General features: G+C 57.1%; 12 protein-coding genes. 6 read left to right on the plus strand and 6 right to left on the minus strand.

Features of this window, described 5'->3' with window-relative positions:
• Positions 1-206 precede the first annotated feature (206 nt).
• A complete protein-coding gene (locus tag RE6C_RS24865) occupies positions 207-1,547 on the minus strand; it encodes a 3-keto-disaccharide hydrolase (protein WP_008661078.1) in 1,341 nt (446 codons plus the stop codon).
• A 153-nt stretch (positions 1,548-1,700) separates the two neighbouring features.
• Between RE6C_RS24865 and RE6C_RS24870 the strand changes: the two genes are divergently transcribed.
• Both RE6C_RS24870 and RE6C_RS24875 read left to right on the plus strand, forming a co-directional pair.
• The gene (locus tag RE6C_RS24870; RefSeq protein WP_008661079.1) at positions 1,701-2,159 is read left to right on the plus strand and encodes a hypothetical protein; all 459 of its coding nucleotides are present in this window, start codon (positions 1,701-1,703) and stop codon (positions 2,157-2,159) included.
• Positions 2,160-2,179: 20 nt separating this feature from the next.
• Positions 2,180-3,553 carry a sulfatase family protein gene (locus RE6C_RS24875; RefSeq protein WP_039963388.1) on the plus strand — a complete coding sequence of 458 codons (1,374 nt, stop codon included), beginning with the start codon at positions 2,180-2,182 and terminating at the stop codon, positions 3,551-3,553.
• 186 nt (positions 3,554-3,739) lie between these two features.
• Here the strand turns inward: RE6C_RS24875 and RE6C_RS24880 are convergent, their stop codons facing one another.
• From RE6C_RS24880 to RE6C_RS24895, 4 genes are all read right to left on the minus strand, one after another.
• On the minus strand, positions 3,740-4,102 hold the full coding sequence (locus RE6C_RS24880; protein WP_008661084.1) for a 2Fe-2S iron-sulfur cluster-binding protein: 363 nt from the start codon (positions 4,100-4,102) through the stop codon (positions 3,740-3,742).
• Between the two features lie 71 nt (positions 4,103-4,173).
• Positions 4,174-5,457, minus strand: coding sequence for a diaminopimelate decarboxylase (locus RE6C_RS24885; protein WP_008661086.1), 1,284 nt, complete (start codon positions 5,455-5,457; stop codon positions 4,174-4,176).
• 81 nt (positions 5,458-5,538) lie between these two features.
• Positions 5,539-7,788, minus strand: a complete 2,250-nt coding sequence (locus tag RE6C_RS24890) for a polysaccharide biosynthesis/export family protein (protein ID WP_008661087.1) — start codon at positions 7,786-7,788, stop codon at positions 5,539-5,541.
• A gap of 35 nt (positions 7,789-7,823) precedes the next feature.
• Positions 7,824-9,296, minus strand: a complete 1,473-nt coding sequence (locus tag RE6C_RS24895) for a tetratricopeptide repeat protein (protein WP_236618510.1) — start codon at positions 9,294-9,296, stop codon at positions 7,824-7,826.
• 447 nt (positions 9,297-9,743) lie between these two features.
• Here RE6C_RS24895 and RE6C_RS24905 point away from each other — a divergent pair, with 447 nt between their 5' ends.
• Complete coding sequence (locus RE6C_RS24905) at positions 9,744-10,694, plus strand: DUF1559 family PulG-like putative transporter (RefSeq protein ID WP_008661092.1); 951 nt, start codon at positions 9,744-9,746, stop codon at positions 10,692-10,694.
• Between the two features lie 185 nt (positions 10,695-10,879).
• The gene (locus RE6C_RS24915) at positions 10,880-12,307 is read left to right on the plus strand and encodes a hypothetical protein (RefSeq protein WP_008661097.1); all 1,428 of its coding nucleotides are present in this window, start codon (positions 10,880-10,882) and stop codon (positions 12,305-12,307) included.
• 3 nt (positions 12,308-12,310) lie between these two features.
• Here RE6C_RS24915 and wecB read toward each other — a convergent pair whose 3' ends face one another.
• Entirely contained in the window at positions 12,311-13,453 is a 1,143-nt protein-coding gene (wecB, locus tag RE6C_RS24920) for a non-hydrolyzing UDP-N-acetylglucosamine 2-epimerase (RefSeq protein ID WP_008661099.1), read from the minus strand.
• Between the two features lie 111 nt (positions 13,454-13,564).
• Here wecB and RE6C_RS24925 point away from each other — a divergent pair, with 111 nt between their 5' ends.
• Together RE6C_RS24925 and RE6C_RS24930 are read left to right on the plus strand one after the other, a co-directional pair.
• Positions 13,565-14,557, plus strand: coding sequence for an SDR family NAD(P)-dependent oxidoreductase (locus RE6C_RS24925; RefSeq protein WP_008661100.1), 993 nt, complete (start codon positions 13,565-13,567; stop codon positions 14,555-14,557).
• Positions 14,558-14,775: 218 nt separating this feature from the next.
• On the plus strand, positions 14,776-16,530 hold the full coding sequence (locus RE6C_RS24930; RefSeq protein WP_008661101.1) for a redoxin domain-containing protein: 1,755 nt from the start codon (positions 14,776-14,778) through the stop codon (positions 16,528-16,530).
• The last annotated feature ends 20 nt before the right edge of the window (positions 16,531-16,550 follow it).

Below are 16,550 nucleotides of genomic sequence, written 5' to 3' on the forward strand. Positions count from 1 at the left end.
TCGGTGGCTGGAACGAGCGACAGGATATCTCATCGCTCATTCGGTTCGGCAACGTAGGCCAGGTCTCACCTGGCATCCGCGCCGATGCTTCGGCAGAAGCGAGGTGTGATCGCCATTCAGGCTTCTTTTGACGGGGCAGATCCAACGGCCAATCACCATCGCCAGGTGGAACCTGGCCTACTTCACCTGTCGTCGTGGACGGAGCTCTACTCTTCGCTGGTTGGGACCAGCATTTCGACTTTGCGGAAGTCGACTTCGAGGTCTTGGTTGCCGTGCAGTTGCAAGGCGATCACTCCGGAGTCAGCCAAGTCTTCCACGACATGGTCGACGGCCAAACAATCGTTCAAGTGAACGACGATGCGTTTGCCATGAACGCTGACGGTCATCATGTTCCAAGGCGTTTCATCGTCGTCCGAGACCACTGGTTTCTTGTCGAGTTGCAAACCTTCACGGGCTTGTTTCCAGTGTCGATTGACGACGGCATGCCGGTCTTTGGGGAATCCCGTTTCGAGGTAATGCAGAGGACGCACCAACCAACCCGCTCCGCCAGTTTGGTACAGGCCGCCAACTTCATCGGAGGTGTCGATCTCGCACTGAACACCTTTGACGAACGGTTTGTTCTCAGTGATCTCGCTGCGAACAAAGAAGCCGCTGTCGCCCTTTTTGAATCGATACTCGATGCGATAGGTTCCATCGGTCATCGGGTGCTTGCTGTACAGCATGCCGTTGGGTTCGTTGGCTTCGCTGCTGGCGCGGCCTTGCAGAATGCCGTCGACCACGGTCCACGTGCCGCCGCCAACGGTTTCCCAACCGTCCAATGACTTGCCGTCGAACAAAGGTTTCCACTCATGGCTGCCCAGGTTGCGGACCTTCAAGTTTCGGAACCGATAGGTCTGGCCTTTTTCACCGTGGTGTTGCAGTCCGACTCGGCCGCTCAGATCAACGGGGTCAAAGTAGTCGGTGGTCGGCACATCGTTGATGAAGAACTGCAAGTGATTGCCGACGCAGCGAATTCGATAGCGGTTCCAGCGATCGCGATCGAACGCCGCTTGGGCCTCGGGTTGTTCCCACAATGGATTGAGCCATTGCCGGCGACCTTCGTCGTACAAACCGCCCGACCATCGACGGTCGGTCGGATCCGCTTCAGCTTGATAACCAAAGACCTTGTTCGGTGAGACTTGGCCACGAGCCATGAAGCCGCTGTTGGACTTGCCTTCGGGGAGTTTGACTTCGCCCTCAAACTCGTAGTCATGAAAGATCTCCTCGGTCACCAGGAAGAACTTTTTGTCGGCGGTCAGATGGATTTCGCCGTCGACCACTTCGGTCTTTCCCCATTCGTAGGGGTTGGTCCAACCGCTGAGCGATTTGCCGTCGAAGAGCGATTGCAGTTCGTTCGCGGGTGTTTGTGATTCCGGACTTGCGGGTTTCGGCGTGTCATCGCCGGTCGCGACAGATCCGGTGCAGATGCCGACGCAGAGGAGCGAGGCAACGGCCCATGATTGGGAACGATTGCGACAGAGGGACGTGAGCCAGGATGGTTTCATCATTCGATGGATTGAGTTTTGTGGGAGGTGGGGAGCTGTTTCAGGTTGGTCGTTGGCGACGCCGAGATGCCAACAACGAATTGCCGGGGCACCTGCAGCGGATTGTCAGTATACTCCAGGAATTGCTTTCCTCCGAGAATCCTGACCAGGGTGGCCATGCCAAACTATTCACGCATTGCACTGAAGATGCTCGCAGCCGCGGTAGAAACTTCGCGTGAAGAGAGCGGGAAAAAGCGTGAACCGGTGGACACTTCCGCTTCGACACCCGAGCGATCGTGGCGGCGAAATGTCATCGGAATCCTCTCGGTCGCCATGCTTGGTCTGGGCGGAGTCTTCTATTTCGCGGGCATCGGCGAAGAAACACTGGGATCGGCGTCGACCCATGCCTTCGTGACCGCGGCGCTGCTGCGTGTCGGATTGGTGCTGGGAGCGTTGTGGTTGGCCTGGGATTCTCTCAAGCGTCCCGCGCGGTGGCTGCCACCTGGATTGGCGGTCGCCGGCGTGATCGGCATCGTCGTGGTCGCCGCTCAACCTCGGCTGATTCTGGCCATTGCACCGGCACTTGGTGGACTGGCAGTTTTGACGGGTGTGATGCGAATCTTTCGAAGCAAGTGATCTCCAACCGAGCGGAACCGATGAGCCCCAATACTGATCCACGCGACACGCAACTCAAGCAAACCTGGCGAGCCATGCTTGCTATCTGGGCCTGTTCCCTGATCTTCGCCGCGACCACCACTTCGGCCCAAGAACCCGGCGAGCAACGATCGAGCGACCGTCCCAACATCGTGCTGATCATGGCCGATGACATGGGGTTTGAATGCATCGGTGCCAACGGTTCGCTCGACTATCAAACGCCCAACATCGACCGGATCGCCAGTGAGGGTTTGCGGTTCGAACATTGTTACTCGCAGCCCATTTGCACGCCGTCGCGAGTCAAGCTGATGACCGGCATGACCAACAAGCGGAATTATGTGAAGTTTGGGATGCTCGACCGCAAGCAAACCACTTTCGCTCATCTGTTGAAGTCCGCCGGGTACCGAACCTGCATCGCGGGTAAATGGCAACTCGGAAACGAACTGGATTCGCCACAGCACTTTGGGTTCGAAGAGTCATTGTTGTGGCAACACACTCGCGGACGAATGGACAACAAGAAACGAGACACCCGCTATCCCAACCCGCGACTCGAACGAAATGGAACGGAAGAGAACTACGACCAAGGCGAGTTCTCGTCCGACCTATTCGCGGACTTCCTCTGCGACTTCATGGAAACGAATCGAGACCAGCCGTTCCTCGCCTACTACCCGATGACGTTGGTTCATTGCCCGTTTTGTCCCACGCCGGATTCGGAAGATTGGGATCCCAATTCACATGGCTCAAAGACTTACAAAGGCCGACCGGAGTACTTCGGCGACATGGTGGCTTACGTGGACAAGATCGTTGGCCGAATCGATCAGAAACTGGGCGAACTCGGCATTCGTGAGAACACGTTGCTGATCTTCACGGGGGACAACGGCACCGACAAACCGATCGTCACCCAGACTCGGTTTGGTGAGGTCGTGGGTGCAAAAGGCGAGATGGTCGACGCGGGTAACCATGTGACCTGCATCGCCAAGTGGCCGGGTGCGGTTCCGCCGGGACGCGTGACATCCCAAATCATCGACTTCAGTGATTTCCTACCGACGATGTGCGACGTCGCAGACGCCGACGTTCCCGCCAAACTGACAATCGATGGTCAGAGCTTTTTGCCGGTGCTGCGTGGCAACGAGGGCCAGGGTCGCGAATCGATCTTCATGTGGTACGAACGAAACGGGCGTCCCAACAAGGCTCGCGAATTTGCTCGCAACCAACGCTACAAACTGTATGGCGACGGATCGTTCTTCGACGTTGAGATGGACCGCAACGAAAAGTCTCCGCTGCAATCCTTGACCGACGATCAAAAAGAAATTCGAAGCAAGCTTCAGGCCAAGATCGACTCGTTTGCAGACATTATTCCACCTCTAGCTCGCTAACGCCTGTGGTACAAGCTTCTAGCTTGTGATCTTGTACCCCACAGGCCTATCGGGCTGTTGATTTAATGAGCCGTACCGCGTTAGCGGCGGTTAGTCAGACGCCAACCGGGGCTAACGCCCATCGGCTAATTGTTGTCATTTGGTATACGACTAAATCAACAGACTGTTATGCCACTTTTGAGTGAACTACTTGGTGGTCCAATCGGGAGCCGGCTGAATCTCATCAGCGACCGCGCCGCCTTGGTCTTTCCGACCACTGCCTTCGAGTCGGCTGATCACACGAACGGTCATGTCGTGGTCGCAGTTGATCTGGCAACTGAGTCGAACGCCGGGCTCGGTCACTTCGCGAACGCGGAGGGTTTCTTTCTCGGCGGCAGTGATCTGCTCCGGTTCGCCTTCCACAAACTCCACTCGGCAAGTCGTGCACTTGGAAACGCCACCGCAGGCGTGCAGTTGATCTGTGCCAGCCTCTTCGACCAACGCTTTGACCAAACGTTTGCCAGCGGGAACTTCAAAGGTACCAACGTTTTCGACGGTGAGCTTAGGCATGGAGACTCGATTGGAAGTGGTGGTGAAGACAACAATCGCCGGGCTCGGGAGCCCGGCGGACGAACGGTTGGTTAGCCAACCGTGGCTGATTGCTTGCGATCGACTTTGACGGAATCGAAGTCGACGGTGCAGAAGTAATCGTCGAAGGTTTCGGCGCGGCGAATCGCTCGGAACTCACCCGCGTCGTTGAACACGATCTCGGCGGAACGAAGACGACCGTTGTACTGGAATCCCATGCTGTGGCCGTGAGCACCAGCATCGTGGATGACAGCGATGTCACCGACTTCTGTCGCGGGCATCTTGCGATCGATCGCGAATTTGTCGTTGTTCTCGCAAAGCGATCCGACGATGTCGACGGTGCGATCCGCGGGCTGGTCCTCTTTCCCCATCACGGTGATGTGGTGGTAGGCTCCGTACATGCCCGGACGCATCAAATTGCTCATGCAAGCGTCCACGCCGACGTAGTCTTTGTAGGACGATTTCTGATTGATGACTTTGGTGATCAAGTAGCCAAACGGTCCGGTCATCGCACGACCGTTTTCCATCAGGATTCGCACCGGAGCGATTCCGGCGGGCACCAAGATTGACTCGTACAGTTTACGAACACCATCGCCAAAGGCGGGCAAGTCAACAGGTTCTTGGCCGGGCTGGTAGGGCACGCCGATTCCGCCACCGAGGTTGATGCACTCGACCGAGATCCCCGTTTCACGATGAATCTCAGCGGCGAGTTCAAACAGCATCTCTGCCGTTTGCAACAACGCTTCGATGTTCAGTTCGTTGCTGACCACCATCGCGTGCAGACCGAATCGCGAAATGCCGAGTTCGGCACAGCGGCGGTAGCCATCGATGAGTTGCTCGCGAGTGCTGCCAAACTTGGCTTCCTTGGGGTCGCCGATGATCACATTGCCTTGGCGTTCTGGGCCCGGATTGAACCGGAACGAAACCATTTCTGGCAACGGGCTCAATTGAGCGATTTGGTCGACATGATGCGGAGTATCGAGGTTGATGATCGCGCCGAGCTTGTTGGCGATCTCGAACTCTTCCATCGTGGTGTTGTTGGACGTGAACATCACATCTTGGCCGGTGATGCCCAATCGTTCGCAGGTGATCAGTTCAGCCACGCTGCTGCAATCCGCCCCGCCACCTTCCTCGGCCATCATCGCGACGATGTGCGGGTTCGGGGTGGCTTTGACAGCGAAGTACTGCTGAAAACCTTCGTTCCAAGCAAACGCATCCGTCAATTCACGAGCCCGCGCACGGATCCCGTCTTCGTGATACAGGACAAACGGCGTGGGGTGATCTTCGATGATTCGGTCGATCAGGTCGCGATCGAACGGCAATGGTTGATAGTGCATCAGTGGGCTCAGGAATCGGTTGAAAGTGTTCCGAGTGGAGTACCCGAAAGAATAGTCGCCGGAGCAACTTTCGAAAACCGATCAGTTGTCGTCACCAAACGAGAACCCAAAGCCGGTGAATGGCACGATTCCGTAGACACCCTCGGTGAAGACCTGGCTGACAAAACGGTCAAACAACCGAATGGGGCTGGGGGGGACGATGACCACGTCGCCGTCCTGCAGCCAGATTTCGTCGACCGGGCGAGAATCCTTGCCCATGATCGCACCACGCAGATCCAGCATCGTGGACAGCAATTCCCAGTTCGGACCGCGACGGAAAATCACGACCTGACGCAGGTTCGCCCCGGGCACATAGCCGCCGCCCAGTGCGATTCCGCCCAGCACGGTTGTCGGTGCGTCGATTTCAAATCGGCCCGGCGTGGTGACTTCGCCCAGAACATACACGTAGTGAGGAGCCTGTTGCTCGAGGACGACCTCCACATCCAAACCCGCTGACATCGAATCGTAACGCAGAATGATTTCGCGTTTGAGTTCGCTCAGTGTCAAACCTTGTGCCGGAACGGCACCAAGTCGAGGAAGTCGAAGCGTGCCCTCGGGCGTGATTGTTTGCACGGTTTGTTGAGGGTTGAAGCCTTCGGAACCGCTGATGGCTTCGCGAATTTGTCGGGCGATGTTTCCGGTTGCGACGGGAGTCACATCGATCGACGGATCAGGGTAGTACTCCTTGTAGCGTTCGTTGAGCAAATCCCGAAGTTGATCGATGGTTTGTCCTGCTGCATGAATCTGACCGATGAATCGCAGCGTGATCGTTCCGTCGGGTTGGATTTCCAAGCCGCGTTCAAGTGTTCCGCGAGTCAGCTTTTCATCCGCTTCGGATTCGATCAGCAGTTCATCACCGACGACCAAACGATAAGCACCGACCGAGCGAACAGTCTTGATCAGGAACGTCAACTGAACTTGGTCGCCGCCACGCAATCGGTATTCGTGCATCGGTGCGCTACGTGCCGGTCCGACGTAGTTGCCCGGGCCGTAGATGTTGAACGGCATGCTTTGAGGACAACGCCAGCACTGGCAGGCCGGGCGAGTGCCGGTGCAAACGCCGAGCGTCTTGCTCAATCGTTCCACCCCGACGCCACTGCGATCCACGCATCCGCCACAAGTCGAGCATGTGACCGAGCTTGGATGGCCTGACAGCGGGCCTCCACCGTGAGACGCGAACGTGGCGGGCAACGGCCAACGCGTGACTTCGTCCTGCATCAAGTCCGGCCACGTAGGCGTGCCCATGTTTTGACTGGAAGCGGATCCACCGCGGTTGGAGTTCGTCGAGTGTTGTCGCGAATCCATCGTTTCGGTGTCGATTACCGATCGCGAACGAGACGCTGATGAATCGTCCTCTGTCTTCTTGGGCTCCGGTTCACGATTTGGTTGATCGTTTTTGTCGGAACGTTTCGCGGGAGGAGTTGGCGGTGCGGTTGGCCGAGTCGAACGGGCTTTCGGTGAAGGCGATGTGCGCGGTGCTTCCAGATCGCTGGCCGACTCGACCGCGGAGTCTTCATCCCTCAACGCATCAAGACGTTTGGATTGTTCGCTCGGTTTGGATGGTTGTGCTCGTTCGCGATTTGGAACCGGTCGAAACTCTGGCAACTCTTGGCTGTTCGTGGCCGGTGCGTTGCCGCCCAAGCGTTGTGGACGCGCGGGTGTTGTTCGGTCCGTTCGCGGTTGGCGAGGCCGAAGCGGTGGTGGCAGTTCCAACAGCTTCTCTTCATCCGCAGCCTTTTCATTGACAGCAGGCTGGGCCGCGCGAGGCGGGGAAGCAGGCGGCGTCAATTTGGGTGGAACCGGCGGCGGAGTGGATGGTTTGGCTGGTGCCGGAGTTGGAATCGATTCGGGCAACGTGTTGTTGCGAGGCGCAGTTGGCTCGGCCGGTGCGGCGTTGGATGGCAGGCCAGGGATCAAGTCGCGAGAACGTGATTCGAAGCGTGCGCGAGCTTCCAGTTTGGCTTGTTCGGCACGCAAGTTGTGCTCTTCCAACCGCTGGCGATAGTTCCGCAGTGAGTTGACCTCAAGCAGTTCGTCTTCGTTGACCGGTGGGTTGTCCGGCAGGTCATCCATGGCGAACGATGGCGCGGGCAACTTGGCCGTGTTGCCACCCAAAACCGTGGGCCGCGCGGTGGTTTCAGGAGTCGCTTGTCCCGGCGCAACCAATTCTTGCGCGTGCACTGACGCCACGGGCAAAACGCCCACGCTGATCATTGGCAGCAACAAACCGGTTGCCAAACAAACGTGACGAAACGCCGATCGAAGACGAGTTGGTTTCATGGGACGATCCATCGAAGACAGTTGGTCGGTGGGGGCGTTGATTTGGATTACCAAAACAGACCGCCGCGGGGCGTTGTCGCACGGGCAGGAGCGGAGGGCATCGACGGATCAACGATTCGTGATTGAGTCGGACGCCCGTTTTGTGCCGGAACGATTAGCTGGCCTTGGTCGATCGAGTTCCGCGGCATTGGACGAGTCGCTGTCTGCGGATATGCGTGCGATGGCGCTTGTCTGGTCGCAACGTTTGGCTGGGTGAAGTTTGGCTGGGCAGCCTGTTGGCTCGGCGCGGCAAACTGCTGATGCGTTTTCGCGAATTGCGCTGGCGACATCACTTGAACCGGCAGTTCGCTGGGTAAGTTTGCCGAGGCGAGTTGTTGTTGACATTCAGCCGCCAATTGATCGTCGCCTGATTGGCTGGCCGCTCGCATCAAATCTTCAACACTTTGTCGCGTTGGTTTCTGCTCCACGCTCAGCAGCAACAACTCCTTCGCGATCGCGGGCATCGATCGGCTGAGCAAGTTGCGTCCCAGCTCGGCCGTGGCTTGGGGGTTGTCCGGTCCGATCTCGACCGCCGCACGCCGATACATCAACGCCAATTCAGATGCGTGCAATCGAGAACGCGATTCGGTCAAATTCGAATTGGATTGTGGCGTCAGGGTGGCTGATTCCAGGTCCGCCAAAATCATGGTGGCTTCGGCTGCGAGCGGTCCACCAATGGTGGCTTCAACCCAACGCTGGCGTGCATAGTTGAGGTAAGCCTCGATCGCACGTTCAGCGGTCAACGAGGATGTGTCCACACCATGAAGCGCCGGTGTTTGGTGCACTTCCACCAACCGGTTCAATGCGGCTTGATCAACCGGGCCATAGCGACCGGTGAAGTCCGTTGATTCCTGAATCGCGGTGATGGCTTCGTTGAGCTGGGAAGTGTGCAGGTTGCCTCCGGTTTGCGAGTCTCGGAGGGAGGCGATGATACGAAGCGTTTGCGTCGCGGATTCTTTTGCCGAATGAAATGCGCCGCGGCGTGCAGCGAAGTGGGCGCTGCGAAGTTGGTCGACCGCTGACTGAGCCAAGTCGGCCGTGCGAGCGTGGTGATTGATCGGATCGGATGCTGGCATCGGACGTGAGAACGTTTGCTGCGACCGTCCGAGCGATGCGGTGGCGCTATCGCTCGAATCCAGCTTGCGCCGCCGCGTGATCGTTGGTGGTTCTTCCGCCGGCACCGGCGTGTTCATGATGATGGTGACCGGAGGGAGAGCCGGGGCAACCAAAGCGGGTTGGGCTGCGGGCGGTTTCCAGGCCGGTGCGGTTTCAGACGTGGGTGGAAGGGCCAGTGGTCGCGGTTGCCAAACTCGGCTGGGTTGCGCACGTGCACTTGTCGGCGAATCACCGGCATGGGCCGATGCGGAGATCGATGCAATCAAGACCGCCAACGAGACACGTCGGACCAGCAAGCCGCGACGAGACCGTTCCTTGGCGGTTCGATCTGTGCGGTCTCGACCAGTCAGATGTCGTGGCTTCATATTGCGATCCATCGCATTCCCAGCGTGTTTCGGAGGGGAGTTCATCCTTGAAGTCCCAGGTCCATGAGGACCATGCTGAAGATTCGCGGGGATATTCGTTCGGCGTCCGATCCGAGCGAAATTCAGGCGACATCGTCCAGCTATCCGGCGTATCGACGAACCCGCAGGAATTTCTGTACACGGAGCCGCCACCGATGGGTGGAATCAAAGCTTCGAACGCGCGTGACCGTTATCCAGGTGCAAATTCGCACAACCGGAATATCCGGACCGCGGGTGCAATGGACATGCATCAATTCGATGCAGATGCCCGCCAAATCGTGGCTCATTCGCACTCAGGATGATTTTTGAAGCCTTTGAACTTGCGCTCGGGTCCTCAAAGCTGTCATTCAATTAGTTGACGAACGACTCACAAACCATCCATTTGATTGAGGTTTGACCGTGAGGACTGTGCAAGACCGAGTGAACCGTCGCGGATTCACATTGGTGGAATTGTTGGTGGTGATCACCATCATTGGCATTCTGATCGCGATGCTTTTGCCGGCGCTCCAGAGCGTTCGTGAGGCGGCTCGTCAGACCAAGTGTCGCAATCGAATTCGACAAATCGCGTTGGCCTGTCAGAACTACGAATCGATGTTTCGCGATCTGCCGGGCTATTCCGGCGAAGTCCCACCGTTCCTGGTCGATTTTGACAGCCGCCGCTCGTACGACGCTCGGTTCAACGGCGGCAACTGGATTGTCCAGGCGATGGCATTGATGGAACAAGCTGACTTGGCACCGCCACTGGCAAAAATCGGAGCTGCTCCCAGCATCGCGCCGACGGACCGCGTGCAACAACACGTTCAGTCGGCTGTCTCCACATTTCATTGCCCAACCCGGCGTGACGCGGATGCCTATCCATTGCTGGAACCCTATCTCAGTCGGTACGGAGCGACCGGCGGACGGACGGATTACGCGATGTGCGGTGGTCCTGCGTCGGTCAACGAAGCGGACCACCGAGTCATCGAAAGCGAGTACGACGGGGTTTGGAGACTCGGCGGCCGAACGACCTTGTCGCGTGTGTTCGACGGTTTGAGCCACACGTATTTGGTCGGCGAAAAGGCGATGGATTCCCTGAAATACACCACCGGAGACTGCTTTGGCGACCGTGCTCCACTGGCCGGTTACACGGGAATCGGGACCACCACGCACTCGTATGTCCGGTTCGCGGCTCGGCAACCGGCGCTGGACACCCCCGACAATTGTTTGTCGTGTCACGACTTTGGAAGTGCCCACCCGCATGGTTGGAATGCGGCGATGGTGGATGGATCGGTGAAAATGTTGACGTACACTCAAGACATCAACATTCACCGCGCGGCCGCCTCCATCGATGGTCGCGAAATTCCAACTTACGAACACTGATCTCAGTTTGACTCAATCGAAACTCCCCAAAAAGTCGATTTGCAAATGGGACAAATCCACTCTTGCAGATGCTTTGCCGTTGCTAGCCGAACAAGTTCAATCGGCAGAATTCATCTGTCGAAAGTGCGGCCGGGTGGCGGCGGAGAAACGGTTGCTGTGCAAAGCAGCTCGAATGGATTCACTGAGTGAAAAGAAAGCGTGACGGTTTGATTCAACAGTTCGCGAAATGGATCTTTGCGTGCGGCATCGTCGCGGGAGTCTCTGCATGGACCACCGGATGCTCGCCTTCGTCGTCCACGACGGAAGAAGCCGCGACGACACCGCAGCAGTTTGTGATCGCACGGGGCGAGCCTCGCGACCGACTACGACAAATCTTCGCTCGCTATCGCGGCAGTTCGTACTACCAAGACACCAGCGAAGTCGTGCTGCGAGTGGTCCCGATGGCGGACGCATCATCGGAGTTGTTCTCGGGCGGCAAGCAAGAACAGCGAGCCCCGTTTCGAGTGCGCTGGACTGGCCGACAACTCGACGTCCAAGCCTACGTGGTGCGACTGCGAGCCAGTTCCTCGCCACAATCCAACCAAGTCGAATTGAATGCCTGGTTCGATGAACCTGAAACTCGACACTTCGATTCTCAGATGCTGGTTGATGTATGGCAAAAACCGGAGAACCAACGATTGGACCTCGATCGCGTGCTCGCGGATGAAGTCCTGCGGTCCAAGTTGTCCGCCGGGCTGGCTGGTCCGCCACCGCAATTGGAATGGTTGTTCGCGGGCGACCCCATGTCGGGCATCTTCGAACCCACTGCGAAACTGAAGTGGTTGCCCGACGCGAATTTTGCCGGGCAAAAGATGCGACGCATCGCGGCGGAAACCGAAGGCAAGTCTTATGTTTTTTGGATCGATCCCACGGTCAGTGTGATTCGTCGAGTTGAGTTGCCGCTTCCACTGATCGAAGGTTTGGATACCAAGCAAAGTTCGCTGACGCTTGAATTTCGACGCGCTGAGTTTGCACCCCAGTCCGGTGATGAGGACTCGACTCGATTTGATTTCCAACCGCCTTTCACACCGCAACGTGTTTCGCGTTTTGTCCCCGTTCCACCGCCACCACCATCCAGCATTCTGGGGCGACGATTGCCCAACGATGCGATGCGGACGATTCGTGCAGATAGCAATCCGACCGAAGTGGTTTTGTTTCGTCTGTCAGAAGAAGAGGACGTCTCGGCGACGGAGCCTCGTTGGATCGCGGCAGCAATCACTCAATCACGACAATCCAACTTGTCTCACGTTCATTGGGTCGTCGCGACCGAAGAGGATGGATTCCGTCGCGAGTTGTCGGCGGCCTGGTCGGGCGCGGTCACGGTACTCGATTCATCATCGCTCGATGATGTATTTGGTTTGCTGCGTTTGAAACCTGGTAGCGCAGCGGTGATCGATGCGGATCAAACTGTGCTCTTGACGGAGCAACAAATCAATACAAGCTCAGTCGGTAACGTGCTCGCGGCGCTGGCCGATGACGCCGCAGGGGTGGATGTGCCCGCGAAGATTCAAGCGGACTACAAACAACTCAATCGGGCTTATGAGTCCGAACTTTCGAAGGCACTTCAGCAATAGTCTTCAGCAATAGTGCTGTGCGATCGCGTCCAAGATTTTTTCCGATGCGGTGCCGTCGCCATAAGGATTGGAAGCTCTCGCCATCTTGTCATAGGCTTCGCGGTCGCTGAGCAATTCACTGACGCCGTCCACGATGTTCTTGCGAACTGGGCCGACCAAGCGAACGGTGCCCGCGTCCACGCCTTCGGGACGTTCAGTCGTGTCACGCATCACCAGCACAGGCTTGCCCAATCCGGGAGCCTCTTCTTGCACGCCGCCTGAATCGGTCAGCACCAATTCACAAGCCTGCATGAGCGCCACAAACGGACGATACGACTGCGGCGGCAACAGCAACACGTTATCGAATTGGCCCAATGCCTTTTGAACAGGTCCGGACACATTCGGGTTCAAGTGCACCGGGTACACAAATCGAACGTCCGGGAATCGCTCAGCCAGTTCCGAGATGGCACCGCAGATCTCATCAAAGCCACCGCCAAAGTTTTCACGGCGGTGCCCCGTGATCAAAACAAAACGTCGCTCTCGCCAATCGCTTGGAAGAACCGACCCGAGTTCTTCGTCGATCTTCGCTGCCACCGCGGGATCGGATTGTTGCTGGACCTCCAAGTGCAAGGCATCGATCACGGTGTTACCCGTGACGAAGACCTTGGCCGGATCGATGCGTTCGTTCAACAGGTTCGTTTGGCTGACCGAGGTCGGTGCAAAGTGCAGTGTGCTGATGGGACTGGCCAACACCCGATTGGCTTCTTCGGGAAAGGGACTGGCCAGATTCCCCGTCCGCAGACCCGCCTCAATGTGACCGGTCGGAATGCGGCGATAGAAACATGCCAGCGAGGCCATCAGAACCGTCGTCGTGTCGCCTTGAACGAGAGCGAAATCAGGTTGTTCGGCTTCGAGAATTTGATCGATCGACGCGATCAGTTTGGAAGAAAGGCCTGCTAGGGTTTGCCCCGGCGTCATCACGCCCAAATCGTGATGCACCGGCAAATCGAAGATGTCGATCACTTGATCCAGCATTTCGCGGTGCTGTCCCGTCGAAACCGACAGCAATTCGAATCGGTCGTCCGTGGCAAGTCGCTTGATCACGGGGGCGACCTTGATGGCCTCGGGACGGGTTCCGAAGAAGACGGCTATTTTGGGACGTTTCATTGACTAGACTGCGTGGCAAAATCGGAGGGTGCAACTGGCGGCCCACTATAGTTTGAACCTCGTCAAACCCCAGTGCATCTTCTTAAACCCCGAATCAAGAGTCCCGAACCGATGCCCGATTCGTCGTCCAAAACGTACCTGGTCACAGGCTGCGCTGGTTTCATCGCCAATGAAGTCGCCTCGCAATTGCTGGCGGCGGGTCATCGCGTGGTCGGAATCGACAACGTCAACGACTACTACGATGTGCGGCTGAAAGAACATCGTTTGGAGAAACTGACCTCCCAGGGTGAGGCGTTCACGTTCGTTCGAGGCGACATCGAAGACTCATCGACGCTGCAAAAAATCTTCGATGAAAATTCATTCGATGCGGTGCTGAACTTGGCCGCTCGTGCAGGGGTGCGATACAGCATGGAAAACCCGCACGTCTACATGACAACCAACGTGATGGGCAGCCTCAACCTGCTCGACCAAATGCGACGTGTCGGCGTGAAAAAGTACGTGCTCGCGTCGACCTCGTCTTTGTACGCCGGCCAACCGATGCCGTTTGTGGAAACGCTGTCCGTCAACACGCCGATCTCACCATACGCGGCCAGCAAGAAAGCCGCCGAGGCAATGGCGTACTCGTATCATCATCTGTACGACATCGACGTCTCGGTTTGCCGTTACTTCACCGTGTACGGTCCCGCGGGACGTCCCGACATGTGCATCTTCCGATTCATCAAATGGATTGATGAAGGCACGCCGATCGAATTGTTCGGCGACGGCGAACAAGCTCGTGATTTCACGTATGTGTCTGACATCGCTGCGGGAACCATCGCGGCGCTGCAGCCCGTTGGATACGAAGTCATCAACTTGGGCGGCGGCGGAACCCCGGTCTCCTTGAACGACATCATTGGTCGACTCGAAAACTTGCTGGGCAAAAAAGCCAAGGTCGAACACAAGACGTTCCACAAAGCGGATATTAAAATTACTTCGGCTGACATTAGCAAAGCCAACGACTTGATCGGCTGGACGCCCGAGATCGACCTAGACCAAGGATTGGCGGCGTCGGTGGACTGGTATCGCGACAACCAACCTTGGTCCGGCGAACTCGAACTGCCATAGAATTCCGCTGCGTCTTGAGCATTGGGTTGTGCAATACCCGTCGCCGGACTCGCCCGAATTCGTATCCCAGGGAGTTCCACCCGAAGGCATCCAAACCGGCCTTTTCGGCAGGACGATGAATCGCCGCGTACAATTCGACACGGAACTGCGGGTGACACGGCCCTCGCATTTCAGCGAAACTGATGTTTCCCGTTGATTCTCTTCGCCCGAGGCCTCTGATGCATCGTCGTTTGGTTTGCTTGGCAGTCGCATGCTTGATTCTTGGAAACACGTGGATCCCGGCCAACGCCGCGACGGGCATCCAGTCCGAAGGTGCAGAAACTTCTCCGGTCGGAGAACAGATTGCGACGTTCACGTTGCCCAACGCCTACGGCAAACCCGTATCGCTGAGTGATTTCAAGGGCAAGAAGTGCGCGGCGATCGTCTTTTTGGGGACCGAGTGCCCACTGGCAAAGTTGTATGGCCCACGGCTGAATGATCTGCAGGAGAAATTTGGAGATCGCGGTCTCCAGGTCATCGGGATCAACTCCAACAAACAAGACAGCTTGACCGAAGTGGCCGCCTACGTGCATCGTCACGACATCGCCTTTCCGATGCTGAAGGACAAAGGCAATGTTGTCGCCGATGCGATGAAAGCCGAACGAACGCCCGAGGTGTTCCTAATCGATGCCGATCGCGTCATCCGTTACCACGGCCGCATCGATGACCAATACGGAGTTGGCTACGCTCGCGACAAGAAAACTCGTTCCGATCTGGCCATCGCGGTCGAAGAACTGCAGGCCGGAAAATCGATCTCCCAACCGAAAACGGAGGCCGTTGGTTGCCACATCGGACGCACCAAAGAAGTCGCTGAACTCGGCGAGATCACCTACACCAAACACATCGCTCCGATTTTCAATTCACGATGCGTGACTTGCCATCGCGAAGGCGAGATCGCGCCGTTTACGCTGATCAGCTACGAAGACACGCAGGGATGGGAGGACACGATCCTCGAAGTGATCGGCAACAACCGTATGCCGCCTTGGTCAGCCAACCCGGCACACGGCGAGTTCGCCAATGACGCCAGGCTGTCTGAGGAAGAAAAGGAATTGATTGAACAGTGGGTCGATGGCGGGATGCCCGAGGGCGATCCGTCGGAACTGCCCGAGCCGCCCGTGTTCACGACCGGATGGCAGATCGACGAACCTGATCAAGTCATCCAGATGAGAGACAAACCGTTTGATGTGCCCGCCGAAGGTGTGGTCGACTACCAACGTTTTGTGATCGATCCGGGTTGGGACGAAGACAAGTACGTCGTCGCCTGCGAAGCACGTCCTCAGAACCGAGCCGTCGTTCACCACATCTTGGTCTATGTGATCCCACCGGGCGGCAGAAATGCCGATCTCCGGAAGGTGTTGGTCGGCTACGCTCCCGGCAGCACCCCGGTCGATCTGGATGACGGTGTCGCGATTCATGCGGAAGCCGGCAGCAAACTGTTGTTCGAGATGCACTACACACCCAACGGCACCGCCCAAAGCGATCTGTCGTACATCGGGGTCAAATTCACTGACAAAGCCAACGTTGAGAAAGAGCTGGAAGGTGCGATCGCGGTCAACACGAAATTCAGGATCCCGCCCGGCGAAGCCAATCATGTGGTGACGGCGAAGCACACCATCCGAAAGGACATCGAGCTGCTCGGCATGACCCCGCACATGCACCTGCGTGGCAAAGCGTTCCGCTACACGGCTGAGTTCCCCAGTGGCGAAGAAGAAATCTTGCTGGATGTTCCCGCCTACGATTTCAACTGGCAGATGAAGTATATCCTGAAGGAACCTCGGAAATTGCCTCGGGGGACCGTCGTCCACTGCCGTGCGGTCTTTGACAACTCGGAATACAATCTGAGCAACCCTGATCCTTCCAAGACTGTTGGATGGGGCGACCAAAGTTGGAACGAAATGATGATCGGCTTCATGGACGTGGTGAAGGCCGACTGACTTTCGCAGTCAAACCTCTC

Source organism: Rhodopirellula europaea 6C, from assembly GCF_000338295.1.
Classification (GTDB): domain Bacteria; phylum Planctomycetota; class Planctomycetia; order Pirellulales; family Pirellulaceae; genus Rhodopirellula; species Rhodopirellula europaea.

What these genes read in the sequence shown, in the direction of transcription:
- RE6C_RS24865 (WP_008661078.1), bottom strand. Translation starts at nt 1,547, where the DNA reads ATGATGAAACCATCCTGGCTCACGTCCCTCTGTCGCAATCGTTCCCAA.
- RE6C_RS24870 (WP_008661079.1), top strand. Translation starts at nt 1,701, where the DNA reads ATGCCAAACTATTCACGCATTGCACTGAAGATGCTCGCAGCCGCGGTA.
- RE6C_RS24875 (WP_039963388.1), top strand. Translation starts at nt 2,180, where the DNA reads ATGAGCCCCAATACTGATCCACGCGACACGCAACTCAAGCAAACCTGG.
- RE6C_RS24880 (WP_008661084.1), bottom strand. Translation starts at nt 4,102, where the DNA reads ATGCCTAAGCTCACCGTCGAAAACGTTGGTACCTTTGAAGTTCCCGCT.
- RE6C_RS24885 (WP_008661086.1), bottom strand. Translation starts at nt 5,457, where the DNA reads ATGCACTATCAACCATTGCCGTTCGATCGCGACCTGATCGACCGAATC.
- RE6C_RS24890 (WP_008661087.1), bottom strand. Translation starts at nt 7,788, where the DNA reads ATGGATCGTCCCATGAAACCAACTCGTCTTCGATCGGCGTTTCGTCAC.
- RE6C_RS24895 (WP_236618510.1), bottom strand. Translation starts at nt 9,296, where the DNA reads ATGAAGCCACGACATCTGACTGGTCGAGACCGCACAGATCGAACCGCC.
- wecB (WP_008661099.1), bottom strand. Translation starts at nt 13,453, where the DNA reads ATGAAACGTCCCAAAATAGCCGTCTTCTTCGGAACCCGTCCCGAGGCC.
- RE6C_RS24925 (WP_008661100.1), top strand. Translation starts at nt 13,565, where the DNA reads ATGCCCGATTCGTCGTCCAAAACGTACCTGGTCACAGGCTGCGCTGGT.
- RE6C_RS24930 (WP_008661101.1), top strand. Translation starts at nt 14,776, where the DNA reads ATGCATCGTCGTTTGGTTTGCTTGGCAGTCGCATGCTTGATTCTTGGA.